We start from the raw sequence: 23,509 nt of genomic DNA, 5'->3' as shown, positions 1-23,509 counted from the left end.
GTCAGCCGGCCGGCAGCGTCCGCTCCGGGGTGTTCCATCCTGACACCCGCACATGCGGCGCCGAGCCGTGCAGATCGGCGGTCCGGTAGGTGGCGGTCAGCGTCACCGACTCGCCCGGCCAGAGACCGGCCTCGTTGTCCGACCACCGCACCGGCAGCACCGGCCGGCCCCGGTCGTCGACCACATGCACGTCCGTGAACAGGGACGGCGTCCTCCCGCTCCCGGTGCGCCGCAGGGTCACCGTCGTCGTGGACGTGTCGCCGGACGACCTCGTCGCGGCCGTCGCCTCCACCGGCACCTGGGCCATCGAGGCGAGCCCCTTGAGGTCGGCGTAGCGGCTGGTCGGCGTGTAGTACCAGTCGGTGTGCGCCCAGTCCAGCGTGTCCTGTGCCGTGGAGAGCCAGTAGACGTTACGGCTCACCTCCCGGCCGTCCTCGTCGGTCAGCGTCAGCCGGAGCAGATATGTGGAGGGCAGGCCGCTCACCGACGCGGGCAGGGTGAGGGCGGTGCGGCGCGCGCCGTCGCCGTCCACGGACACGTCGCCGACGGACCTGTCGTACCTCTGCGTGCCGTCGGGGTCGAACAGCGTGGCCCGGGCGGTGAGCCGGCCGGCCGGGCCGTGCCGGCCGTTCACGACGACGACCGAACGGTCGTCGTAGGAGTACTGGATGTGCAGCGGCTCGTTCGCCTTCTTCGCGCCGAAGTAGGCTCCGCCCTGGTCCAGGTAACGGTCCGTCAGTTGCCAGTGCAGGGACGTCCAGCCGCTGTTGAACATCCAGTAGACCACCCCGGTGGCGGGCTTGTCCGCGTCCGTGGCGTTGCGCGCGTAGGCCTCGTACTGGGCCCGGACGTTCTCGTACTGGGCGAGCTGCGCCTTGCGGACGTAGTCGGTCAGGTCCTTCGGAGCGCCGTAGCGGCCGGTGAGGGCGGCGTCGTAGATCTTCAGCGTGCCGAAGACGGACGAGGGGGAACGGTGGTACTGCCGGGCGCCCGGGTCCTTCCAGAGGGTGTCGAGCTCGGCCGGGGTCATCATCCGGCGCAGGGTGTCCAGGGTCGGGATGTCGGGGCCCGCGCTGGTCTCGGAGTTGAAGCCGGTGGCCCCGCCCTCGCGCTTGGCGTACCAGTAGCCGGGCGGGACCCAGTCGTACGGCCCGGTCATCTTCATCCCCGAGCGGCCGAGTTGCGGTGAGGACTTCTCGGAGGCGGCCGGGATCACCGGGTTGGGCCAGTCGGCGGCCTTCAGTGCGTCCAGGTAGTTCCGCTCGATCTCCGCGTCCGGAGCCGCGTCGCTGCCGATCAGGAACGAGATCACGCTCGGGTGACCGCGCAGCCGGGCGGCCTCGGCGGCCATGGACGCCTTGGCGACCCGGTGGTCCGCGTCGGTCCACTTCTCGCCGGAGCCGTCCTCGTTGACGTTCCCCTCCCACTTGTCGCAGCACTCCCAGCCGGGCAGCGCGAGCAGGCCGTAGCGGTCGGCGAGGTCGAAGAACTCGTCCGGCTCGATGTGGCCCTCCAGCCGGAGGGTGTTGAGCCCGAGGTCGCGGGCGTACTCGAGCCGGTCCGCGGCATAGGTGGGGTCCCAGCGCAGGAACTCGTCCGGGGACCAGCCGCCGCCCTTGATCAGCAGCCTGCGGCCGTTGATCCGGTACTGGCGGGCGCCGTCGGCGTCGAGGGGGGCCTGGACGTCACGGATGCCGAAGGTCTCGTGGGCGGTGTCCGAGGCCGTGCCGGACACCGATGCGGTGAGGTCCAGGTCGTACAGGGACTGCTCGCCCATGCCGGCCGGCCACCACACGCGGGGGGAGGCGAGGCGCAGAGAGGGGACGTCGGCGGGGGAGAAGGTGACGGCCTTCGTCTCGTGCGGGGCGAGCGGCACGCTCCGGGTGAAGGCCTTCCCGGCGACATGGCCGGTCACCTCCGCGGTGACCGGCTCGGCGGAGTCGTTGCGGGCCCGCGCCTCGACGGTCAGGTCGGCGGTGGCGAGGGACGGCACCGCCAGCCGGGTCACCACGTGCGCGTCGCGCAGCGCCACCGGGCCACCCCGGCGCACCAGGACGTCACGGACGATGCCCATGTTCCGGTCGGGCGGCGGCTGGAGCCAGTCGAGCCAGCCCATGGTGAGGTCGGCGTCCGGGTTGTTGGGCCGGATCCGGAACGCGACCGTGTTGGTGCCGGGCCGCACCAGCGAGGTGATGTCCAGCTCGTGACGGGTGTAGGCGCCGGTCACGTCCGCCGCTCCGGCCACCGCGTGGCCGTTGACGTAGACGTCGGCCGCCGAGACGACCCCGCTGAAGTCCAGGTGGGTGCGCCGGCCGGTGTCCTCGACGGTGAAGTCGGACCGGTACCACCAGGGGACGTCGAAGTCCTTCCGCGCGATCTTCGTCAGGTTGGTGGAGTGGAAGGGATCGGCGTACACGCCGTCGGCGAGCAGGGCGGCCAGGACCGTCGACCGGGGGCCCGCCGGATGCCAGCCGGCGGCCCGGTAGCCGGGGGAGGAGACGGCCGCCGCCGGGTCGCTCACCTTCGCCGTCGACTGGATGGCGTACCCGGCGAGCGGGGTGGCGGAGCCGGCCGCGGAGGGCACGCGGGTCACCGCGGCCGGCTGTTCGCGGGGCGCCGCACTCCGGTCCGCCGTCGCGGCTCGGGCGCTGGTGCACAGCGTGGCCAGCAGGCCCAGGAGTACGACTGCCGTGGCCGGCCGGCGTCCGGGGGCGGGGCGAGCGAACACGGCGGTCTCCAGCCTCGTGAAGTCAGGAGCCCAGTAAAGTCAGGAAACTTTACTAACCTGGCTCAAGGTAGGGCGCGGCGCGGGCCGCGTCAACGACCGTAGGCCCCGCCCGCCTTGACGAGCGGCACGAACCGCTCGGCTGTCGCCCGTCCGGCGCCGTAGGGCCGCACAACTTCATCCGCCAGCCAGTCCGGCCGGGCGGACCGCCGCCGCGCACGCGGTCCGCGCGCCCGTCGCGTCAGGAGTCCCCATGTCCGGTAGCCCGCCACCCACGGGTGGCTTCGTCCGCCGTGTCGGCCCTTTCCAGGCCACGGCCATCAACATGAGCCAGATGTGCGGCATCGGCCCGTTCGTGACCATCCCGCTGATGGTGAGCGCGTTCGGCGGCCCTCAGGCGGTCGTCGGTTTCGTCGCGGGCGCCGTGCTGGCCCTGTGCGACGGGCTGGTCTGGGCCGAGCTGGGCGCCGCCATGCCCGGTTCGGGCGGCAGCTACGTCTACCTCCGCCAGGCCTTCCGGCACCGCACCGGCCGTCTGATGCCGTTCCTGTTCGTGTGGACGGCGATGCTCTTCATCCCGCTGATCATGTCCACCGGCGTGGTGGGCTTCGTCCAGTACCTCGGCTACCTCGCCCCCGGCCTCGGCCGGACCTCCGGCGACCTCGTCGGCCTCGGTGTCATCGCCCTGGTCGTGCTCCTGCTCTGGCGCGGCATCGAGCACATCGCCCGCATCACCGCCGTGATGTGGACCGTGATGATCGCCTCGGTGCTCCTGGTGATCGTCGCCGCGGCCACCGGCTTCAGCCCGCACCTGGCCTTCACCTACCCGGCGCACGCCCTCGACGTCACCTCTGACCACTTCTGGCCCGGCTTCGCGGCGGGCCTGACCATCGGCATCTACGACTACCTCGGCTACAACACCACCGCCTACATGGGAGCCGAGATCAAGGACCCCGGCCGGACCCTGCCGCGCTCCATCATCTTCTCGATCCTCGGCATCATGGCGATCTACCTGCTGCTGCAGATCGGCACCCTGGGCGTCGTCGACTGGCACCGCATGACCGACCCGCACGACATCGCCTCCACCTCCGTGGCCTCCGCCGTGCTGGAGCGGACCTGGGGCAGGGGGGCCGCCGACACCGTCACCGTGCTGATCCTGATCACGGCCTTCGCCTCGGTCTTCACCGGCCTGCTCGGCGGCTCCCGGGTGCCGTACGACGCCGCCCGCGACCGGGTGTTCTTCCGGCCGTACGAAAGGCTGCACGCCAGGCACCGGTTCCCGGCGCTGGGGCTCGCGACCATGGGGGTGATCACCGCGATCGGCTTCCTGATCGGCCGGCACACCGACCTCGCGACACTGATCCAGCTGCTCACCACGGTCATGGTGATCGTCCAGGCGCTGGCCCAGATCGTGGCCCTGACGGTCCTGCGCAGACGCCGGCCCACCCTGCGCCGGCCCTACCGGATGTGGCTCTACCCGCTGCCCGCAGCCGTCGCCTTCACCGGCTGGTGCGTGATCTACGGGTACGCCGACGAGAACTCCCCGGGCCGCCACCCCATCGAGTGGTCCCTGGCCTGGCTGGCCCTCGGCTGCGTCGCCTTCCTGATCTGGGCACGGCTGGAGCGGTCGTGGCCCTTCGGGCCGAAGGAGACCCCGCAGGAGCACACGGGGGGACACCCGGCCCTCGAAGTGGGCTGAACCCCGGTCGACCGTGAAGTCCGGGGGCATGGGGAGGCCGGTCCGCCCGGGCGGACCGGCCTCGCATTCTGCGTGTCCTTCACTTTCTTCGCCTGGTCCTCCTTCCACGCGTCCGTGTACAGGAGCCCTTCTCCCAACGGCCGGTCTCTCTTTGGCCGGCCTCTCTACGCTCGTGGGGCGCTCTTCTGCGCCGTACCGGCGCACATCAGCCCGAGGACCACGGCCAGCGCGCCGATGACGATGTTGTTCACGGTCACGCCTGCGTCCGGGCCGCTGCCCACGATCCACGGGGCGATGATCATCCAGACACCCATGGCGCACATGGCCCAGCTCAGGCCGTACATCCGTGCCGGAGCGGTGGTGAAGCCCAGGGCCAGCAGCCCGATCGCGATGCCCATGATCAGGTTGTGGGTCGCGAGCGCCGGCTGACTCGCCGTGTAGTGCAGGATCCACGGGGACGCCGCGCAGTACAGGCCGAGCAGGAAGACCGGCCCGTCCACGAGCGCCACGTCGCGGCCGCCGAGCATGCGGGCGTAGCGCGTCCGCATCTCGGATATGTCGGGGTGAGTCGCCATGTCACCCCTGTGCGAGACGTTGGTCATGTCCCGCCTCCTTCGTGACTCGCAGGCCCGACCGCGCCCGGATGGAGCGCGCGGTAAGCGCCGCTTCTTCGCATTCTGCCCTTGTTTCCCGCTTATGTGTAGGGTCTGAACGCGCGGAGCCCGGCGGCGGCCGCGTCTCAGTCCTCGCGGCCGCGGGCCCGCCTGAACCGGGCCAGGCCCTCGGACAGGTCGACGATCGGCTCCGGGTAGTCCAGCGCGGCCCGGTCCGGTCCCGGCAGCTTCCACGGCTCGTGCACCAACGGGGCGTGCAGCGGCTCCAGTTCGGGTACCCAACGGTGAACGTACGTGCCGTCGGGGTCGTACCGCTTGCCCTGGGTGACCGGATTGAGGACGCGGTTGGGACGGGTGTCCGTACCGGTACCGGCCATCCACTGCCAGTTGAGCTGGTTGTTGGCCACGTCCCCGTCGACCAGCAGGTCGAGGAAGTGCCGGGCGCCCACCCGCCAGTCGACGTAGAGCGTCTTGGCCAGGAAGCTCGCGGCCAGCAGCCGGCCGCGGTTGTGCATCCAGCCCTCGTACCTGAGCTGACGCATCGCGGCGTCGACGATCGGATAGCCGGTACGCCCCTCCCGCCACGCCTGGACGTCCTCCCGGGCCGTCCGCTCGGTACGCCAGCGGTCGTGCTTGGTGCGGTAGTCGGCGCTCGAGGCGGCCGGCCGGGCCGCCAGCACCTGCCGGTGGAAGTCGCGCCAGGCGAGCTGCCGTACGAACGCCTCGGCGCCCGGGCCGCCCGCCCTGCGGGCGCGGTGCACCAGTTCCACGGGGGAGAGCGTGCCGAAGTGCAGGTGCGGGGAGAGCCGGCTGGTCGCGTCGCCGGCCAGGTCGTCGTGCCGGTCCTCGTACCGCGCCACACCACGGCGCAGCCAGGCGGTGACCAGCTTGCGGCCGAGCACCTCCCCGCCCCCGGCCAGCCCCTCGGACACGCCCGTCAGCCCAGCGCGGGAGGGGAGCTCCTCGGACCCGACGCCCTCCGGTACCAGGATCGTGCGCGGCGGGCCGAGCGCATCGCGCAGTCCCACCTGCGACCACTGCCGGAAGTACGGGGTGAACACCGCGAAGTGGTCCGAGGAGGCGGGCGTCACCGCGCCCGGCGTCAGCGCCGTGGTCACGGTGTCGTGGACGTGCAGCCGGCGCCCGTCCGCCTCCAGGGCCCGGCGCAGCCGCTCCTCCCGGCGATGCGCGTAGGCGCTGACGTCGGCGGCCATGTGCACCTCGTCGGCGTCGGCCTCGGTGACCACCTTGCACACCTCCTCGACCAGATCGCCGGAGCGGAGCACAAGCCGGCCGCCCCGCTCGCGCAGGCCCACGTCCAGATCGCGCAGGCAGTCGGCGAGGAACGCCAGCCGGTTGGGCGCCGCGTATCCGGCCTCGTCCACTCCCCGGTCCCGCACGAAGAGGGGCACCACGTGCCGGGAGCCGTCCAGCGCCGCCCGCAGCGGCGGATGGTCGTGCAGACGCAGGTCGGCGGTGAACAGGACGACCGAGACGTTCATGGTGCGGCTCCGGGGCGTCGGGCGGGAGAGCGGGCGCTGGACGGTGGTTGCTTCCGGTCCGCGGCGCCCGGTGGATGCGGGGCGTCAGCGAGCTGCCGCCCGTTCCCTCCGGCGGGGGAGCGGGGTCGTGGTGGCGGCGCGGGCGATGTTGCGGGCCATGCCGCCGAACACCACGGCGTGGAACGGGGAGACGCCCCACCAGTAGGCCTGGCCGAGCAGCCCGTGCGGATGGAACAGCGCGCGCTGCCGGTACCGGCAGCGCCCGGCGCCGTCGGGTTCCACGTACATCTCCAGCCAGGCCTGCCCCGGCAGCCGCATCTCCGCCCGCAGCCGCAGCAGGTGCCCGGGCTCGATCTCCTCGACCCGCCAGAAGTCCAGCGAGTCCCCGACCCGCAGCCGCTGCGCGTCCCGGCGGCCGCGGCGCAGTCCCACCCCGCCCGCCATCCGGTCCAGCCAGCCGCGCAGCGCCCAGGCGAGCGGGAAGGAGTACCAGCCGTTCTCTCCGCCCACCCCCTCGACGACCCGCCACAGCGCCTCGGGCGGAGCGTCCACCGCGGTCTCCCGGACGTCCGTGTACAGGCTGCCGCCGGCCCAGTCGGGGTCGGTGGGCAGCGGGTCGCTCGGCGCTCCCGGTACCGCGGCCGACGTCCAGCGGGTGACCACCTGGGCGTCGCGGACCCGCTGCAGGGCCAGCCGTACCGCCTCGTCGAAGGGCAGCGGCTGCCCGGGCGGGTGCGGCAGATACGTCTCGATGTCGCGCTCGTGGCACACCACCTCGTGACGCAGCGACTCCGCCAGCGGCCGGGCGATGGACGCGGGCACCGGTGTCACAAGACCGACCCAGTGGCTGGACAGCGCCGGGGTGAGGACCGGCACGGGCAGGATGACCCGGCGCGGCAGCCCCGCCACCGCCGCGTAGCGGACCATCATCTCCCGGTACGTGAGTACCTCGGGGCCGCCGATGTCGAAGGTGCGGTTCACGTCCGCGGGCAGATCCGCGCTGCCGACCAGGAGGCGCAGCACGTCCCGTACGGCGATGGGCTGGATACGGGTGTGCACCCAGCTCGGGGTGACCATGACGGGCAGCCGCTCGGTGAGATAGCGCAGCATCTCGAAGGACGCCGAGCCGGAGCCGATGATCACGGCCGCGCGCAGCACCGCGGTGGGCACCCCGGAGTCCATCAGGATGCGGCCCACCTCGGCGCGGGACCGCAGGTGCGGGGAGAGCTCGTGCTCGGGGACGTCCTCGGGGGTGAGCCCGCCCAGGTAGACGATGCGTCTCACGCCGGCCGCCCGGGCCCGCTCGCCGAAGATCCGGGCCGCCTCGCGGTCGGTCTTCTCGAAGCCGTCGCCGGTGCCGAGGGCGTGGACAAGGTAGTAGGCCACGTCGACGTCCCGCATGGCCTCCGCGACGGAGTCCGCGTCGGTGACGTCCCCGCGCGCCACCTCGATGTCGCCGGCCCAGGGATGGTCGCGCAGCTTGCCGGGGGAACGGGCGAGGCAGCGGACCCGGTGGCCGGCGGCGAGCAGCTCCGGGACGAGCCGGCCGCCGATGTACCCCGTGCCGCCCGTCACCAGACAGCGTGTTCCGCCCTTCACGTCGTCGCCGTACATCCGTATCCGCCCTTCGCGCCGCTGATCCGGGTCCTGCCGAGTTCCCCCCGTCCGACTCTTCGACGCGGGCGCGCCGTACGGATGCGGGATGCGCGCCGTGCGGATGCGGGACATGACGGCGGCCGTCCCGGGCAGGCGGACTACACGGGCCGCGAACGTCCGGGCCGGTCCCGACGCTGGAGGTGTGAGCCGCCATGAGTGCGAAGGTGCTGGAGCGATTCCCCGCGGGAGCCCCCCGCGGATCGTGGCCCGCGGAGGAGTACGCGGCCGCGCGCCGCGCCCTGGGCGAGGCCGCCACCGTGGTGATGGACCTGAAATCGGACGCCTTCCTCGTCGTGCTGCCGGGCCAGGACGAGGACTGACCGCCCCGTCGGACGCCACGGCCGTCCCGGCGCGGGTGCCGCGCGCCAGGCCGCCGACTCCGTTCGACGGGCTGCGGGTCCATGACACGAGAACCGCGGGAGGTGGGCGCGTCCGTCACCCTCGGACAGCCGGCCGCCGCCGCGAAGGGCACCCCGCGCCGGCCCGGCGCCTCGTGCGCCGCCGCGGCTGAGCGTGCCCTCTCGGGGATCCATGGGGATCCATCACCCGTGCCCCGCGGGGTGCCGCGTGCGAGACTCCGCCGATGACCTTCGAAACGATCACCGCGGACGCCTCCGGCACCATCCGTCTCGGTGACCTGCCCGTCCACCGCATCGGCCTCGGCGCGATGCGGCTGACGGGCAGCGCCGCCTTCCATCTCGGCACCCCGAGCGAGCGGGAGCGTTCCCTCGCCGTGCTGCGCAAGGCCGTCGAACTCGGTGTGAACCACATCGACACCGCGGCCTTCTACTTCTCGTCCCTGCGCTCCGCCAACGAGCTGATCAACACCGCGCTCTCCCCGTACCCCGACGACCTGGTCATCGTCACCAAGGTCGGCCCCCACCGCGACGAACAGGGCGAGTGGGGCGCCTCGGCCCGCCCCGACGAACTGCGCGGGCACGTCGAGGAGAACCTGCGCCAGCTCGGCCGGGACCACCTCGACGTCGTCAACTACCGCCGTCAGAGCCAGGATTCGATAGCCGAGCACTTCGGCGCCCTCGCCGAACTGCGGGAGGCCGGGCTGATCCGGCACCTCGGCGTCTCCGGCGTCGAACCGCGGCACCTCGCCGAGGCCCTCAAGATCGCGCCGGTGGTGTGCGTGCAGAACCGGTACGCGGTGGACCGGCCCGACCCCGTCGGCGACGAGGTCCTGCGCCTGTGCGCCGAGCACGGCATCGCCTTCGTCCCCTTCTACGCCGTCGCCGGCGAGGCCGGGCAGCACGGCGCGACCACCGCCCACGACGACGCGGTCCTCTCCGTCGCCCGGGCGCACGACGTGAGCCCCGCCCAGATCCGCATCGCCTGGACCCTGCACCAGGGCCCGCACGTCCTCGCCATCCCCGGCACCGGCGATCCCGCCCACCTCGTGCAGAACGTCGCCGCCGGCGCGCTGCGCCTCACGGGTGAGGAGCTCGCCCGGCTCGGTGAGGCCCGCTCCCAGACCGGCTGACCGCCGGACCCGCCACGCACGCGCGGGCGGCCGCGACCTGGGTCGGTGCCCGGTGGCGGAGGCACCCGCCCGGGTGGGCGCGGCGCCCGGCCGACTACACTGGTGTCGCCGGTCCGGTGGACCGTGGACCAAGACGGGGTGAGGAACGATCCGATGACCGACGCCAGGGACGCGCGCAGGCCGGCCGGCGAGCTCGAAGCGAGCGTGATGGCCGCCCTCTGGGCCGCCGGCACGCCCCGGACGCCCGGCCAGGTCCAGCTCGGTCTCGGCGGCGACCTCGCCCGTACGACGGTCACGACGATCCTGACCCGGCTGCACGACAAGGGCATCGTCGACCGGCGGCGCCAGGGGCGCGGCTACGCCTACTTCCCGGTCCAGGACGCACAGGGCCTCACCGCCCGCCGGATGCACACCGAACTCGACCGGGACAGCGACCGCGAGACCGTCCTCGCCCGCTTCGTCGCCCAGCTCGGCCCCGACGACGAACGCATCCTGCGGGACCTGCTCGAACCCGGCGACCAATGACCGCCCTGCTCCTGCTGCCGCTGCTGCTGCCGTTCGCCCTGCCGGCCCTGGCCCGGCGGGCACTCGACCGGCTCGCCCCGGTCGCCGCGCTGTGGGCCGTCACCGCGTGCGCGGTCGTGCTGGCGGGCTGCTCGCTGGGCGCGCTCGGCGTCCTCCTGCTGACCGGTCTGCTCAAGTTGCCGCTGTTCGCCGCGCTCGGCGAGCTGGTTCACCCCCTGCGCACCGCCTCCGACCTCGTCGTCCTGCCCGCCGCCGCGGTCTCCGTCGGCGCCCTCGCGGTGTGCGCCTCGACCCTGGCCCGCTCCGTCCTGCGCCAGGCCCGCGCCTTCCGGGTCGCCCGCACGGAGGCCGGACGCGGGCCCGCCGCGGGGGACCTGTGCGTGGTGGACTCCGTCCGCCCGGACGCCTACGCCCTGCCCGGCCGCCCGCACCGCATCGTCGTCACCACCGCCATGCTGCGCTGCCTCGACGGCCCCGAGCGTGAGGCGCTGTTCGCGCACGAGCGGGCGCACAACGAGGGTGGCCACCACTACTTCCTCGCCGCCGCCGAACTCGCGGCGCACTGCCACCCCGCCCTCCGCCCGGTCCGCGAGAGCATCCGGCTCGCCGCCGAGCGCGCCGCCGACGAGGCCGCCGCGGCCCGGGTCGGGGACCGCCGGCTGATCGCCCGTGCCATCGCCCGCGCCGCCCTCGCGGCCCAGGACGACCACTCCGAGCGGCCCGCCTTCGCCGCCGCCGCGACGGCCGGCCCCGTCCCGCAGCGGGTCCGGGCCCTGCTGACCGGCGGCCGAGCTCCCCGCCGGGCCGGCCGCCCGATCGCCGCCCTGCTCCTCGTCTGCGCCGCCGTCTCCTGCGTGGCCTCGGCGGCCGGCCTGGCCGACGTCCACCACCGGGTCGAGGTCGCCCAGGGCGATCAGAGCCCGTAACCGGACCGCCGGACCACGGGCCATCGAGCCCGCGTCCACCCGCCTCCGCGGCGGTGACTGGCGCTCGCGGGGTTTTACGTATAACCTCACCCGCCAGTCCACCCCCACCGGAAGGTCCCGATGCGTCGCGTTGCCCTGGTCACCCTCGTCGTGGACGACTACGACGAGGCCGTCCGCTTCTACACCGACGCCCTCGGGTTCCGGCTGGTCGAGGACGAGCCCCGGCCGGACGGCTCCCGCTGGGTCGTCGTGGAGCCGGGCGCGCGGGGCGAGGACGTGACGGGCCACGGCACCGGCCTGCTGCTGGCCCGGGCCAAGGGCGAGGAGCAGCGCGCCCGGGTGGGGGACCAGACCGGCGGCCGCGTCGGGTTCTTCCTGCACACCGACGACTTCGCCCGCGACCACGCCCGGATGACCGCCGCCGGCGTGACCTTCCTGGAGGAGCCGCGGCACGAGCCGTACGGCACGGTCGCCGTCTTCCAGGACCTGTACGGCAATCGCTGGGACCTGCTCCAGCCCGCCGGCTGACCGCTCCTCCCCTCACTCAGAACCGCCCGCCCAAGGAAAGAACCGCCATGACCGCTACGCGCGTAGACACCGACGTCCTCCGCCGCCTGCCCAAGGCCGTCCTGCATGACCACCTCGACGGCGGCCTGCGCCCCGCCACCGTCGTGGAACTCGCCGCCGCGGTCGGCCACACCCTGCCCACCACCGACCCCGACGAGCTGGCCGCCTGGTACTTCGAGGCCGCCAACTCCGGCGACCTGGTCCGCTACATAGCCACCTTCGAGCACACCCTCGCCGTCACCCAGAACCGCGAGGGCCTGCTGCGGGTCGCCGAGGAGTACGTCCTCGACCTCGCCGCCGACGGTGTCGTCTACGCCGAGGTGCGCTACGCCCCCGAGCTGAACACCGGGGGCGGGCTGTCGATGAGCGAGGTCGTGGAGACGGTCCAGGAGGGCCTCGCCGCCGGCATGGCCAAGGCGGCCGCCGCCGGCACCCCGGTGCGCGTCGGCACCCTGCTCTGCGGCATGCGGATGTTCGACCGCGTCCGCGAGGCCGCCGACCTGGCCGTCGCCTACCGCGACGCCGGTGTCGTCGGCTTCGACATCGCCGGCGCCGAGGACGGCTTCCCGCCCGCCGACCACCTGGCCGCCTTCGAGCACCTGCGCCGCGAGAGCGTGCCGTTCACCATCCACGCCGGCGAGGCGCACGGTCTGCCCAGCATCCACCAGGCCCTGCAGGTGTGCGGCGCCCAGCGCATCGGCCACGGTGTGCGCATCACCGAGGACATCGTGGACGGCAAGCTCGGCCGACTGGCCGGCTGGGTGCGCGACCGCCGGATCCCGCTGGAGATGTGCCCGACCTCCAACCTCCAGACGGGCTGCGCCGGCTCGATCGCCGAGCACCCCATCACCGCGCTGAAGGACCTCGGCTTCCGGGTCACCCTCAACACCGACAACCGTCTGGTGTCGGGCACGACGATGACCCGGGAGATGTCCCTGCTGGTCGAGGAGGCCGGCTGGACGGTGGAGGACCTGCGCACGGTCACCGTGAACGCCGTCAAGAGCGCGTTCCTCCCGTTCGACGAGCGCAGGGCGCTCATCGAGGACGTGGTCCTGCCGGGCTACGCGGCCGCGCTCTGACCGAGCCCCCGCAGATAGGCGGCCTGTCCGACGTGCTGGAGATCGTCGGACAGGACGCTCACCAGACGCGCGCCCAGCGTGACCGGAGGGTCCCAGCGCTCGTCCACGATCCGTTCGAGATCCTTGGCGGCGAGGCCGCGCAGGGCGCCCAGGGTCTGTTCGTGCACGGCGTCGTAGTACCCGGTGAGCAGTCCCGCCGACTCGACCCGCACCTTCGCGACCTTCTCGGGGCCGTGCCCGTAACCGGTGTCGTGGCGGGGCAGATCGAGGCCGAAACGCTTCTCCCAGTCCTGGGACAGCCAGACCTGGTCGAGGCCGAAGGCGTCGGCGACATGGTCGTCCTGCACCCGCGTGAGGTGCCAGACGAGCCAGGCGGCGGAGTTGGCGCCGGGCGCCGGACGGAAGTGCAGCTCGTCGGGTCCGAGGCCCTCGAGGGCGGCATGGACTTCTTCCTGGATGCGGCCGTAGCCGTCGATGAGGATGTCCTTGGCATGCATGACGTCCACCTTCGCGCATCGCGGCCGCCCACGCGCCCGCAATCGCCCGGCCGGCGCCGGGGGCCGGCCCGGCCGGCCCCCCGGCCCCCGGCCCCCGGCCCCCCGGCCCCCGGCCCCCCGGGGGCCGGCCCGGCGGGCCGGGGGCCGGCCGGGCCGGCGCCGTCAGGCGGCAGCGCCGTCCGTCTCCAGGAGCGTGACCAGGGCGCGGGCCGCGGGGCTGGTGGCGCGCTCCGGCGGCAGCAGGGCGACGGTCTCGTACTCCGCCTCGACCGCCCCCTTCACCGGCAGCGCCGTCAGCGAGGGGCGCTTGTGCCGGAAGTGCCGTGGCACGACGGCGATGCCGAGGTTCTCGTCGACCAGGTCCAGCAGGCTGTGCACGTCGTTGACCTCCAGCGCGACCGTGCGCCGGACGCCGGCCGCGGTGAAGGCGGCGTCGGTGGTGCGGCGCGGGCCCCAGTCCGGGTGGAAGTCCACGAACACCTCGCCGGCCAGGTCGTCCGGCGCGAGCACCGCGCCCGCCGCGGCGAGCCGGTGGCTCGGATGGCACAGCACCGTCATGGGCTCGCTGGTCAGCGACACCGAGCGGAGCTGGTCGGTGTCCGCCTGGGTGCGGTAGGCGAAGGCCAGGTCCAGCCGCCCGGCGGCCACCTCCTCGGACAGTGCCCCCGAGCCCGTCTGCCGCAGCCGGATCTCCACGTCCGGGTGCAGGCGCCGGAAGGCCGCCAGCAGCCCCGCCACATGCACCCCGGCGATGCACTGCTCGGTGCCCAGCGCCAGCGTGCCGCGCAGCACACCCTGCACCGCGGCCACCGCCTCGTGCGCCGAGCGCACCTGCGCCAGGATCCGCTCGGCCTCCACCAGCAGCGCACGCCCCGCCTCGGTGAGCGTCACCCGGCGGGTGGTCCGCACGAAGAGCGGCGCCCGCAACTCCCGCTCCAGCGCCCGGATCGAGGCCGACAGGCCGGACTGGGACACCATGAGGCGCTCGGCGGCCCGGGTGAAGTGCTGGTCCTCGGCGACCGCGACGAAGTGCTGGAGATGGCGCAGTTCCATGATTGAGAAGCCTATCCGCTGAATTCCATCGGATTCTTCTGTTGGACCGCTGCCCGACGTTCGGTGAAGGGTGGAACTGGTAGATCTTGTGCCAACCCCTCTGGAGTCGCGTTGTACACCGCACACCCCGACCGCTACGCCGACATGCCCTACCGGCGCACCGGACGCAGCGGCTTGAAGCTCCCCGCGCTGTCGCTCGGCCTGTGGCACAACTTCGGGCCCGACCGGCCCGCCGAGACCCAGCGCGCCATCCTGCGCCGCGCCTTCGACCTCGGCGTCACCCACTTCGACCTGGCCAACAACTACGGCCCGCCGCCCGGTGCCGCCGAGTCCGCGCTCGGCGAGGCCCTGAAGGCCGACTTCACGCCCTACCGCGACGAACTGGTGATCTCGACCAAGGCGGGCTACCTGATGTGGCCCGGCCCGTACGGCGAATGGGGCTCGCGCAAGTACTTGCTGTCCTCGCTCGACCAGAGCCTGAAGCGGATGGGCCTGGACTACGTCGACATCTTCTACTCGCACCGCTTCGACCCGGACACTCCGCTGGAGGAGACGATGGGCGCCCTGCACACGGCGGTGCGGCAGGGCAAGGCGCTCTACGTCGGCGTCTCCAACTACTCCGCCGAGCAGACCCGCGAGGCCGCCCGGATCCTCGCCGGCCTCGGCACCCCGCTCCTCGTCCACCAGCCGCGCTACTCGATGCTCGACCGGCGCCCCGAGGACGAGGGTGTGCTGGACGCCCTGGACGAACTGCAGGCAGGCTCCGTCGTCTACTCCCCGCTGGAGCAGGGCCTGCTCACCGGGCGCTATCTCGACGGCATCCCGGAGGACTCCCGGGCCGCGAGCGACAGCCCGTTCCTGAACTCGGACGCCGTCACCGAGGACCTGGTCGGCCGGCTGCGCGCCCTGAACGCGATCGCGGAGTCCCGCGGGCAGACCCTGGCCCAGATGGCGCTGGCCTGGGTGCTGCGCGGCGGCCGGGTCACCTCGGCGCTGGTCGGCGCGAGCAGCCCGCGGCAGCTCGAGGACAGCGTCGGGGCGGTGCGCAATCTCGACTTCGACGACGAGGAACTGGCACGCGTCGACGCCATCGTGAAGGGCTGAGCACACCGGAAGCGGCGGCCGGACGCAGCTGCGTCCGGCCGCCTTTCGCCGCGCCACCGCGATTTCCGCGCGGCACCGCGATGCGTTCCCGGAATTCCGAATCCGGAATTCCGTTTGACGTCCTCGCCGGTCCCGGCCTCAGGCCGCCGGCGGAATCCGGTCCAGGAAACCCAGCACCTGCCGGATGCGGCCCTCACCGTCCAGGGTGACCACGTCGAACCCGGCCACCGGGGCCGAGCCGTCCTCTTTGTTCACCAGCTCCCAGCCGAAGCGCGCGATGTCGTGGTGCCCGTCCACCGCGCCGTGGGGACGGAACACGAAGCCGGGGAACTGCTCATGGACCGCGGCGATCACGGCCGCGATGCCCTCGTGACCGCGCACCTCGGCCAGCGGATCGGTGTAGCCGCCGTCCTCCGTCCAGGCCGCGGCCACCGCCTTCCTCAGCGCCTCCGGCTCGACGGCGTTCCAGGCCTCGAAGTAACGGGCGACGGCGCTCTCGTAGTTCACGGACATGGTGAATCAGCCTCCATCGAGGTCGTAACCGCTGGTCAAGAACCGGATCCGGGATTCGCCGATCCGGTGTGACCACCATGCCCGAGCGGCGCGGGGCCGGTCGATTACCTCCCGGGTAATGACGCGCCTCCGTATACCCGGGGTATTTCGGCCAGAGAGTGCGGTGAATATGCCAGGACACTGGCCGGAAAGTCATGGTGACAGTGTTTCGGGAGTGGCGATACTCGAATAGCAGGGGCACTTCACCGCACAGGGGCCGCACGGGAAGCGAGGGCCGGCCGGCACACCAGCGAGGCGACGGGGGAGTGATCGTGCACGACGAATTCCTGTGCCATGTCACCGCGTACGGCACGTGCGGCGGGCGGCGTATCGGCGTTCCGCTCGGTACCTATCGCGCGCCCACTCTGGCGCTGGCCCTGTGGTGGCTGCGCGACCGGGCGTCCTGGATCGCCGAGCGGCTGGATCCGAGCCCGCAGGCTCCCGCCTTCCCCGCGGCCGCGCTGGTCCCGGTCGCGGACACGGTGGCCGACGTCCCCGCCCTGCTGCGCGCCTGGTGCGCCGACGACGCCCGGCAGGAGCTGATCGCGGACGAACTGGCGGGCGGACGGCTGGTGCGGATCGCCGCCAGCGACGACACCACCGAGTACGAGCTGCTCGCCGAGTCGGTGGACGCGCTGCGCATGCAGCGCACTCTCCCGGCGCTCGTCGTGCCCGTCGCCTGACACGTGCCACGGTGCCCGTCGCGTGCCGCCGGGTCACTTCCCCCAGCCCGGGCACACGGATGGTCGAATCGGTACAATTCTGGGCATGGCGGAGCGGCCAATCGCCCCGGCGGCACCCGAACTCGTGCTCGAGACCGACGCGGGTTCCACGGTGATGAACCCGGGCCACGACTACCACGTCGGGCGCGATCCGCTGAGCGACATCGTGTTCGACGACGACCGGGTCTCCTGGCACCACGCGGTGCTCCGCTGCGACCACGACCGCTGGACGCTGCGGGACGCGCAGAGCACCAACGGCACCTACGCCGACGGCCGACGCATCGACGAGTGGGACGTCCGCCCCGGCAGCGTCATCCGCTTCGGCAACCCCTCCGACGGCCCCCGCGCCGTCCCCGTGGGCCCGCCCGAGCCCGCCGCGCACGGCCCCTCGGTCGTCTCGCACCCCGAGCTGACCGGTACCTACCGAGCCCCGAGCAGCGTCCGGCCGCTGCCCGTCCGCACCATCCGCATCGGACGCGCCGAGGACAACGACCTCGTCGTCGACGACCTGACCGTCTCCCGCCACCACGCCGAGCTGCGCGCCCACGCCGACGGCAGCTACGAGATCGCCGACCTCGGCAGCCACAACGGCACCTATCTCGACGGCGCCCCCGTCACCCGGGCCCCGGTCGGCCCAGGCGACCTCGTCGGCATCGGCCACATCACCTACTGCCTGGTCGACGACGAACTGCAGGAGTACGTCGACACCGGTGAGGTCTCGCTCGACGTGCAGGACCTCACGGTCACCGTCGACGACGGCGGCAAGGTCATCCTCGACCACGTGTCCTTCCCGGTGGGGGAGAAGTGCCTGCTCGCGGTCGTCGGGCCGAGCGGCTCCGGCAAGTCCACGCTGCTCGGCGCCCTCACCGGACAGCGCCCCGCCGATCACGGCACCGTCCTGTACGACGGCCGAGACCTCTACCACGACTACGCGGAACTGTGCCGGCGCATCGGCCTGGTCCCGCAGGACGACATACTGCACCCCCAGCTCACCGTGCGCGCCGCCCTGTCCTACGCCGCCGAGCTGCGCTTCCCCGGAGACACCGCGCAGGCCGAACGGCGGGCCCGGGTGGACGAGGTGATCAGGGAGCTCGGCCTCGAGGCACGGGCCGACCAGGCCGTGCACAGCCTCTCCGGCGGCCAGCGCAAGCGGGTCAGCGTGGCCCTGGAGCTGCTGACCAAACCGTCACTGCTCTTCCTCGACGAACCGACCTCCGGACTCGACCCCGGCATGGACCGGTCGGTGATGCACATGCTGCGCGGCCTCGCCGACGACGGCCGCACCGTCATCGTCGTCACGCACAGCGTGCTCAGCCTCGACGTCTGCGACCGCCTGCTGGTGCTCGCCCCCGGTGGCCGGATCGCCTACTACGGCCGGCCCGAGGACGCCCTCGCCTTCTTCGGCTTCGAGCAGTGGCCGGAGGCGTTCGAGGCCTTCGACCGCGACCAGGACCGCGACTGGGCGGAGGAGTACCGCGACTCCCCGTTCCACCGGTACTACGTCACCGAGGCCGGCACCCAGCCCCGCCTGCCGTCCGCCGCACCGGCCGTACCCGTGCCCCCGCTCCGCCCGCGCGGCTGGGGCGCCCAGCTGCGCCCCCTCGTGCGCCGCTACACCGCCGTCCTCGCCGCCGACCGCACCTTCCTCGCCGTGATGATCGCGCTGCCGTTCGTCATGGGCGCCATGGCCCGGGCCCTGGCCGGCAGCCGGCTCACCCGGGACACCGCGATGAACGCGCTGCTCATCCTGTGCGTCGGCGCCGTGCTCACCGGGGCCGCCAACGCGGTGCGCGAACTCGTCAAGGAACGCGCGGTCTACCGGCGCGAACGCGCCGTCGGCCAGCCCAGATCGGCCTATCTGATGTCCAAGGTGGTGGTGCTGGGCACGATCACGGTCGTCCAGGCCGTCGTCCTCACCCAGGTCGCCCTGCTCGGCGTCGACCTGAACGCCCCCGGCGGCCGGGGCGTCCTGCTGCCACCGCTCGCCGAGATCACCCTCGCCGTCGCGCTGCTGGCCTTCACGGCGATGATGCTCGGTCTGCTGGTCTCCGCGCTGGTGCGCAAGGAGGAGGTGACGATGCCGCTTCTGGTGCTGCTCGCCATCGTCCAGGTCGTCTTCTGCGGCGCGCTGCTCCCGCTGCACGGCGTGCCCGGCCTGGAACAGCTGTCCTGGCTGGTGCCCTCCCGATGGGCGCTCGGCGCAATGGCCGGCACGATCGGGCTCGCCCGGATCGTGCCGGGCACCGTCACCGCCGACCCGCTGTTCCGGCACTCGGCCGGCATCTGGCTGCTGGATCTGGGCATGCTGCTGGTGCTCTCCACCGGTTACGGCCTGCTGGTCGTCCCGCTGCTGCGCCGGCACGAACCCGCCGTGATGCGGAAGCGGGCGGCCCGATGAGCGGGCAGCGCGCCTCCGCGTTCCGGCCGACCCACGTCGTCCCGCCCGACGGCATGCCGGCCTGGGAGGCCCCGGACCCGGCCCGCCCCACGGTGTCCCTCGACCCGCTGCTGCCCGTCGAACTCGTCGAACGGCTCGGCGACTGGGGACACATCCGCTGCGCCAACGGCTGGGCCGCCTGGGTCGACGGCCGTCACCTGGTCGCCGTACCCCGGGACCCGCCCGCCGCCGAGGACCCGCCAGCCGGCACCACCGACCCGCTCCCGCTGCTGGCCCGCGCCGAGCGGGCCCTGGCCGGCTACCGGGCGGCCCTGCGCGAACTCGCGGACGGCGGCCTGGACGGCCGGGCCTTCGAGGACCGCACCCGCGAGCTGCGCATCGGGGTCGTGGTCGACGGCGAGTCGATGTGGGTCTACGACCCCGACGAGGGCCGCTGGATGTACGGCGACGGACGCCGGCTGCACACCTACGCCACCGAGCGCCCGGCCTCCGACGGCACGTCCGATCACGCCCCCACCCGGTACGCCGCCCCCGGGGGTGAGCCCTGATGGCCGGCCGGGCGGGCCTGTCGTCGGGGCGGCCCCCGGAACTCGTGGGACGCCGGGTGGCGGGCTACCTGCTCGAGAGCGTGATCGGCCGCGGCGGCATGGCCGTCGTCTACCGCGCCCGCGACCTGCGCCTCGACCGCACCGTCGCGCTCAAGCTGCTCGCCCCGGAACTCGCCCGCAACGACACCTTCCGCAGGCGTTTCACCCACGAGTCGCGGGTGGCCGCCGCCATCGACCATCCGCACATCGTGCCCGTCTTCGAGGCCGGCGAGACGGACGGCGTGCTCTACATCGCCATGCGTTACGTCCCCGGCAGCGACCTGCGCCATCTGCTCGACGAGCGCGGACCGCTGCCCTTCACGGACGCCGTGCGCATCGCCGCCCAGGTGGCCTCCGCACTGGACGCCGCCCACGAACACGGCCTGGTCCACCGGGACGTGAAACCCGGGAACGTCCTGATCGCCCGCGGCACCGACAGCGACCACCCCGAGCACGTCTACCTCACCGACTTCGGGCTGACCAAGAAGTCGCTGTCCCTGACCGGGTTCACCAGCGTCGGCCAGTTCGTCGGCACCCTCGACTACGTGGCCCCGGAACAGATCTCCGGCCGGCCCGTCGACGGCCGCTGCGACGTCTACGGCCTCGCCTGCGTGGTCCAGGAGACTCTGACCGGACGCCCGCCGTTCCAGCGCGAGGACGACATGGCCCTGCTGTGGGCCCACCAGTACGCCGAGCCGACCCCGCCCAGCGCCGTCAGCCCCGGCCTGCCCCGAGGCCTCGACGCGGTCTTCGCCCGGGCCCTCGCCAAGAGCCCGGACGCCCGCTACGACACCTGCCTCGACTTCGTCGCCGCCCTGCGCGCCGCACCCGCCACCCCGGCACCGGACCGCCCGGCGCCGGTCGAACCCCAGCCGCCACCGAGATGGGCCGAACCGGTCTTCCGCCGCGCCGGGTCCTAGGTCGGGTCCGCGAAGTCGCGTCGTTCGCCCGCAGGACGGGCGTCGCGGCGCAGGCGTGACTTCATGGACATTCACCCATCAGCCGTGTGAACAACCCTGCGGGCCAGTACACCTGGGGCCGGTCAGGCCGGGCCCTCAGGGACGTCGACCCGGCCCCGCCGGTGCACCGGCCGGGCCAGCAGGGCGCCCGCGAAGCCGGCGACCAGCCCCCACAGCGCGCCCAGGCTCACCGCCTGCCACAGCCGGGGCCTGAGGAACAGCTCCCCGGACAGGCCGCCGCCCAGATCGCCGATGCCGAGCAGCGACAGGCCGTAGTGCGCCGAGATCCGGCAGAGCAGACAGACCATCAGGACCGTCAGGGCCAGGGCGACGGCCAGACGCACCGCGTGCTGCCAGACCCGGACCCCGGCCGGGCACCGTGCCGCCATCAGGAAGGCCACCGCCGACGTCAGCACCACCTGGGCGACCAGCAGCCACCACATCCCGCTGTCCTGGTCGGTGAGCGTGCGCAGGTTCAGCGTGGCGATGCCCGGCGTGCGCAGGACGTGGTCCAGCACCTCGGGCATCGGCAGCCCGAACGGGCCGTCCACCCGGCCGTGCCAGGTGGCGCCCTGGCCGAGGGTGAGAGCGAGCCAGGCCAGGTTGGGCAGACCGAGCAGGATCACCGCGAACGTCTCGGCGGGGTGCCCGCGCGTCGCCGCCGACACCAGCGCCACGACGAGGCCGACGACGACGTAGCCGAGCAGCAGCAGGACCATGGCGTGCGCGGCCGGGCGCACCGGCTCGCGCAGCCGCAGCAGCCGCCCGGGCAGCGGCGCACCGGGCGCCACCAGCAGGGCGAGCAGCAGTACCCCGGCCAGCCACAGCAGCCCGAACAGCACGGTCGGCGGCACATCGGTGGTGAACCCGACCGTCGGGGCCCCGCCGAACAGATCGGTGAGATCGCTGAGCGTGCCGTTGCCCACGTCCACGGCGAAGGTCTGGCGTGCGGCGAGGCCCAGGCCGATCAGCGCGAGCAGCCAGAGCAGTGCGAGCCGGGCGGCCCAGCCGGCCAGTTCCCCGGCCGAGGCGACCGCCCGGTGCCGCAGCGGCCGAAGGAAGCCCGCGCCGATCACCAGGGCGCCGGCCAGGGTCACGGAGAGCGGCATGACGGTGAGACCTGCCCGGGTCCGCGCCAGCGGACCCGCGTCCCCGGTGAGTTCGAGCGTGCCGCCCACCGCCGTCACCACGGTCGCGGCCACGACCCGGGCGAACGCGCCGTCGGGCAGCCCCGCGGCGCCGGCCGCCCACAACCCCAGTGCCGAGAGGACGAACATCACGGCCAGCCCCGACAGCACCGTCACCACGGCCCGCACCCAGCCGTGGCGGGCGGCGGGCCGTGCGGCGACGGTCACAGGGGTCACCCTTGCCAGGCTAGGCAGGACCGGGACGCCCCGCCCGCCGGATGAGCCGTCCGGCGTCGGCTTGCGAGTGCCGGGGGACCGGAGCACACAATCTGATATGAGTCGCGATCGCGACGGGAAGAAGTGCTCGTGAGCGTCGAACCTCCGTCCTCCGGCCCTCCGACCGGGCCACCCTCCGGCCCGCTGTCGGGGCCCTCCCAGCCGCCCACGGGACCACCCTCACCACCGCCGGGCGGCGGCTCCGGCCCATGGGGCGGGGGAGGGGGACCCCACCGACCGTGGTGGAAGTCCGCGCCGCGCGTGGCCGCGCTCACCGCGGTCGTGGTCGCGGTGGCCGTCCTGGCGGTGGTCCTCACCCGTCCCGGTACCGGCTCCTCCGCCAAGGGCGGCGAGGTCTTCCTGCAGCCCGCCGGCCAGACCGGCCCGGACCCCTTCACGGAGTCGACCGTGCGGGAGGCGGGCGCGCCGACCTCCACACCGAGGACACCCACACCGGGCACCCCGACGGCGCCCTCCGCACCCGCCAACGCGGTGCGCGGGGTGGACGGAGGCGCCCCGGGGCTCTACAGCGGGGTCAGGAACCGCCCGAGCTGCGACGTCGAGAAGCAGATCAGGGCCCTGCGGGCCGACCCGGCGAGGAACCGCGCCTACGCCGCCGCGGCCGGCGTCCGTCCGTCCGACGTCCAAGCCCACCTGCGGTCGCTCACCCCGGTCACACTGCGCGCCGACACCCGCGTCACCAATCACGGCTACCGCGACGGCCGCGTCACCGGCTTCCAGGCGGTCCTCCAGGCGGGCACCGCCGTCCTGGTCGACGGACACGGCGTGCCCCGCGCCCGCTGCGCCTGCGGCAACCCCCTCACCCCGCCGGTCGCACAGCACGGCACCGTGCGGCTGACCGGCGACCGCTGGGCCTCCTACCGGCAGTCCGACGTCGTCGTGGTGACACCCGCCCCGGCGGCCGTCAGGGCCTTCGTGATCTACGATCCCCAGCGCGACGACTGGTTCCGCCGTGAGCCCGGCGACGACACCGGCCGCCAGGACGAGCACACCGAGCCCCCGAAGGACACGCACCCCTGGATCCCACCGGCCGGCTGTGTGTCACCCGGGGCGACCGGCACCTCGGGCCGGCCCTGCCCGCCGACGTCGACCCTGAACAATCCGTCCGGGTCGCCCTCGTCCTCCCCGGCTCCGTCCGGCTCGGGTTCACGGCCGCCGTCGTCCGAGTCCCCCTCGCAGGCGCCGTCGTCCCCGTCGCCCCCCACCGGGGCGCCGTCCTCCGGGCCCTCGACCGAGTCGCCCCCGACCCGGGCGCCGGCCTCCGAGCCTCCGTCGTCCCGGGCCCCCTCGTCCGCGCCCTCCGCGCCCGGCTCCGAACCGGCCCGGACCGCGACCTCGGGGCCGCCCGCCGGGACCCGGTCGGCGGCGTGACCGGCGGGCATGACAGGCTGTGCGCGGTGGGCGAACGCACCAGGGGGACTGCCGGGCCCG

Annotated in this window: 21 protein-coding genes; 13 read left to right on the top strand and 8 right to left on the bottom strand. The window is 73.5% G+C overall.

Translation table 11 applies throughout. From position 1 onward, the window contains the following. Nucleotide 1: 1 nt before the first annotated feature. A complete protein-coding gene (locus ACFVVO_RS07205) occupies nt 2-2,728 on the bottom strand; it encodes an exo-beta-D-glucosaminidase (protein ID WP_390052499.1) in 2,727 nt (908 codons plus the stop codon). Between the two features lie 250 nt (nt 2,729-2,978). Between ACFVVO_RS07205 and ACFVVO_RS07200 the strand changes: the two genes are divergently transcribed. After that, nucleotides 2,979-4,424 carry an APC family permease gene (locus ACFVVO_RS07200; RefSeq protein ID WP_390052498.1) on the top strand — a complete coding sequence of 482 codons (1,446 nt, stop codon included), beginning with the start codon at nt 2,979-2,981 and terminating at the stop codon, nt 4,422-4,424. A 164-nt stretch (nt 4,425-4,588) separates the two neighbouring features. On the opposite strand, the gene ACFVVO_RS07195 is transcribed toward ACFVVO_RS07200, so the two are convergent. The 3 genes from ACFVVO_RS07195 to ACFVVO_RS07185 form a co-directional block, all read right to left on the bottom strand. Next, the gene (locus tag ACFVVO_RS07195; RefSeq protein ID WP_390052496.1) at nt 4,589-5,026 is read right to left on the bottom strand and encodes an SPW repeat protein; all 438 of its coding nucleotides are present in this window, start codon (nt 5,024-5,026) and stop codon (nt 4,589-4,591) included. Nucleotides 5,027-5,163: 137 nt separating this feature from the next. Continuing rightward, nucleotides 5,164-6,540 (bottom strand): cryptochrome/photolyase family protein, encoded by a 1,377-nt coding sequence (locus ACFVVO_RS07190; RefSeq protein ID WP_390052495.1) that lies wholly within the window; start codon nt 6,538-6,540, stop codon nt 5,164-5,166. 84 nt (nt 6,541-6,624) lie between these two features. Next, nucleotides 6,625-8,154, bottom strand: a complete 1,530-nt coding sequence (locus tag ACFVVO_RS07185; protein WP_390052493.1) for an SDR family oxidoreductase — start codon at nt 8,152-8,154, stop codon at nt 6,625-6,627. A gap of 194 nt (nt 8,155-8,348) precedes the next feature. Here ACFVVO_RS07185 and ACFVVO_RS07180 point away from each other — a divergent pair, with 194 nt between their 5' ends. From ACFVVO_RS07180 to ACFVVO_RS07155, 6 genes are all read left to right on the top strand, one after another. Beyond that, nucleotides 8,349-8,516: a hypothetical protein gene (locus ACFVVO_RS07180; protein WP_390052491.1), complete on the top strand. Its 168-nt coding sequence runs from the start codon at nt 8,349-8,351 to the stop codon at nt 8,514-8,516. A 263-nt stretch (nt 8,517-8,779) separates the two neighbouring features. Continuing rightward, nucleotides 8,780-9,685: an aldo/keto reductase gene (locus ACFVVO_RS07175; RefSeq protein ID WP_390052489.1), complete on the top strand. Its 906-nt coding sequence runs from the start codon at nt 8,780-8,782 to the stop codon at nt 9,683-9,685. 153 nt (nt 9,686-9,838) lie between these two features. Further along, the gene (locus tag ACFVVO_RS07170; protein ID WP_390052487.1) at nt 9,839-10,210 is read left to right on the top strand and encodes a BlaI/MecI/CopY family transcriptional regulator; all 372 of its coding nucleotides are present in this window, start codon (nt 9,839-9,841) and stop codon (nt 10,208-10,210) included. Beyond that, a complete protein-coding gene (locus ACFVVO_RS07165) occupies nt 10,207-11,136 on the top strand; it encodes a M48 family metalloprotease (protein ID WP_390052486.1) in 930 nt (309 codons plus the stop codon). The genes ACFVVO_RS07170 and ACFVVO_RS07165 overlap by 4 nt, the downstream gene beginning before the upstream one ends. 120 nt (nt 11,137-11,256) lie before the next feature. After that, nucleotides 11,257-11,664, top strand: coding sequence for a VOC family protein (locus tag ACFVVO_RS07160; protein ID WP_390052484.1), 408 nt, complete (start codon nt 11,257-11,259; stop codon nt 11,662-11,664). A gap of 47 nt (nt 11,665-11,711) precedes the next feature. Then, the gene (locus ACFVVO_RS07155) at nt 11,712-12,782 is read left to right on the top strand and encodes an adenosine deaminase (RefSeq protein ID WP_390052482.1); all 1,071 of its coding nucleotides are present in this window, start codon (nt 11,712-11,714) and stop codon (nt 12,780-12,782) included. On the opposite strand, the gene ACFVVO_RS07150 is transcribed toward ACFVVO_RS07155, so the two are convergent. Together ACFVVO_RS07150 and ACFVVO_RS07145 are read right to left on the bottom strand one after the other, a co-directional pair. Then, a complete protein-coding gene (locus tag ACFVVO_RS07150; protein WP_390052480.1) occupies nt 12,764-13,279 on the bottom strand; it encodes a DinB family protein in 516 nt (171 codons plus the stop codon). The genes ACFVVO_RS07155 and ACFVVO_RS07150 overlap by 19 nt on opposite strands. Nucleotides 13,280-13,441: 162 nt before the next feature. Continuing rightward, entirely contained in the window at nt 13,442-14,332 is an 891-nt protein-coding gene (locus ACFVVO_RS07145) for a LysR substrate-binding domain-containing protein (protein WP_390052478.1), read from the bottom strand. A gap of 111 nt (nt 14,333-14,443) precedes the next feature. On the opposite strand from ACFVVO_RS07145, the gene mgrA reads away from it, so the two are divergent. After that, nucleotides 14,444-15,436 carry an L-glyceraldehyde 3-phosphate reductase gene (gene mgrA / locus ACFVVO_RS07140; protein WP_390052476.1) on the top strand — a complete coding sequence of 331 codons (993 nt, stop codon included), beginning with the start codon at nt 14,444-14,446 and terminating at the stop codon, nt 15,434-15,436. A gap of 138 nt (nt 15,437-15,574) precedes the next feature. Here the strand turns inward: mgrA and ACFVVO_RS07135 are convergent, their stop codons facing one another. Continuing rightward, nucleotides 15,575-15,949: a nuclear transport factor 2 family protein gene (locus tag ACFVVO_RS07135; RefSeq protein WP_390052474.1), complete on the bottom strand. Its 375-nt coding sequence runs from the start codon at nt 15,947-15,949 to the stop codon at nt 15,575-15,577. Nucleotides 15,950-16,260: 311 nt separating this feature from the next. Here ACFVVO_RS07135 and ACFVVO_RS07130 point away from each other — a divergent pair, with 311 nt between their 5' ends. The 4 genes from ACFVVO_RS07130 (at nt 16,261) to ACFVVO_RS07115 (ending at nt 20,615) form a co-directional block, all read left to right on the top strand. Beyond that, nucleotides 16,261-16,671, top strand: a complete 411-nt coding sequence (locus tag ACFVVO_RS07130) for a hypothetical protein (RefSeq protein WP_390052472.1) — start codon at nt 16,261-16,263, stop codon at nt 16,669-16,671. Nucleotides 16,672-16,756: 85 nt separating this feature from the next. After that, nucleotides 16,757-19,108 carry an FHA domain-containing protein gene (locus ACFVVO_RS07125; protein WP_390052471.1) on the top strand — a complete coding sequence of 784 codons (2,352 nt, stop codon included), beginning with the start codon at nt 16,757-16,759 and terminating at the stop codon, nt 19,106-19,108. Beyond that, complete coding sequence (locus ACFVVO_RS07120) at nt 19,105-19,656, top strand: hypothetical protein (protein WP_390052469.1); 552 nt, start codon at nt 19,105-19,107, stop codon at nt 19,654-19,656. The genes ACFVVO_RS07125 and ACFVVO_RS07120 overlap by 4 nt, the downstream gene beginning before the upstream one ends. Further along, entirely contained in the window at nt 19,656-20,615 is a 960-nt protein-coding gene (locus tag ACFVVO_RS07115) for a serine/threonine-protein kinase (RefSeq protein ID WP_390052468.1), read from the top strand. Before ACFVVO_RS07120 ends, ACFVVO_RS07115 begins: the two co-directional genes overlap by 1 nt. A gap of 122 nt (nt 20,616-20,737) precedes the next feature. On the opposite strand, the gene ACFVVO_RS07110 is transcribed toward ACFVVO_RS07115, so the two are convergent. After that, nucleotides 20,738-22,018, bottom strand: a complete 1,281-nt coding sequence (locus tag ACFVVO_RS07110; RefSeq protein WP_390052466.1) for a streptophobe family protein — start codon at nt 22,016-22,018, stop codon at nt 20,738-20,740. Between the two features lie 129 nt (nt 22,019-22,147). Here ACFVVO_RS07110 and ACFVVO_RS07105 point away from each other — a divergent pair, with 129 nt between their 5' ends. Further along, entirely contained in the window at nt 22,148-23,449 is a 1,302-nt protein-coding gene (locus ACFVVO_RS07105; RefSeq protein WP_390052464.1) for a DUF6777 domain-containing protein, read from the top strand. Nucleotides 23,450-23,509: the final 60 nt, after the last annotated feature.

The organism is Streptomyces sp. NPDC058145, assembly GCF_042884245.1.
GTDB lineage: Bacteria > Actinomycetota > Actinomycetes > Streptomycetales > Streptomycetaceae > Streptomyces.
The sequence above is the reverse complement of the archived record's forward strand: the minus strand, read 5'-3'. Positions and strand labels throughout refer to the sequence as shown.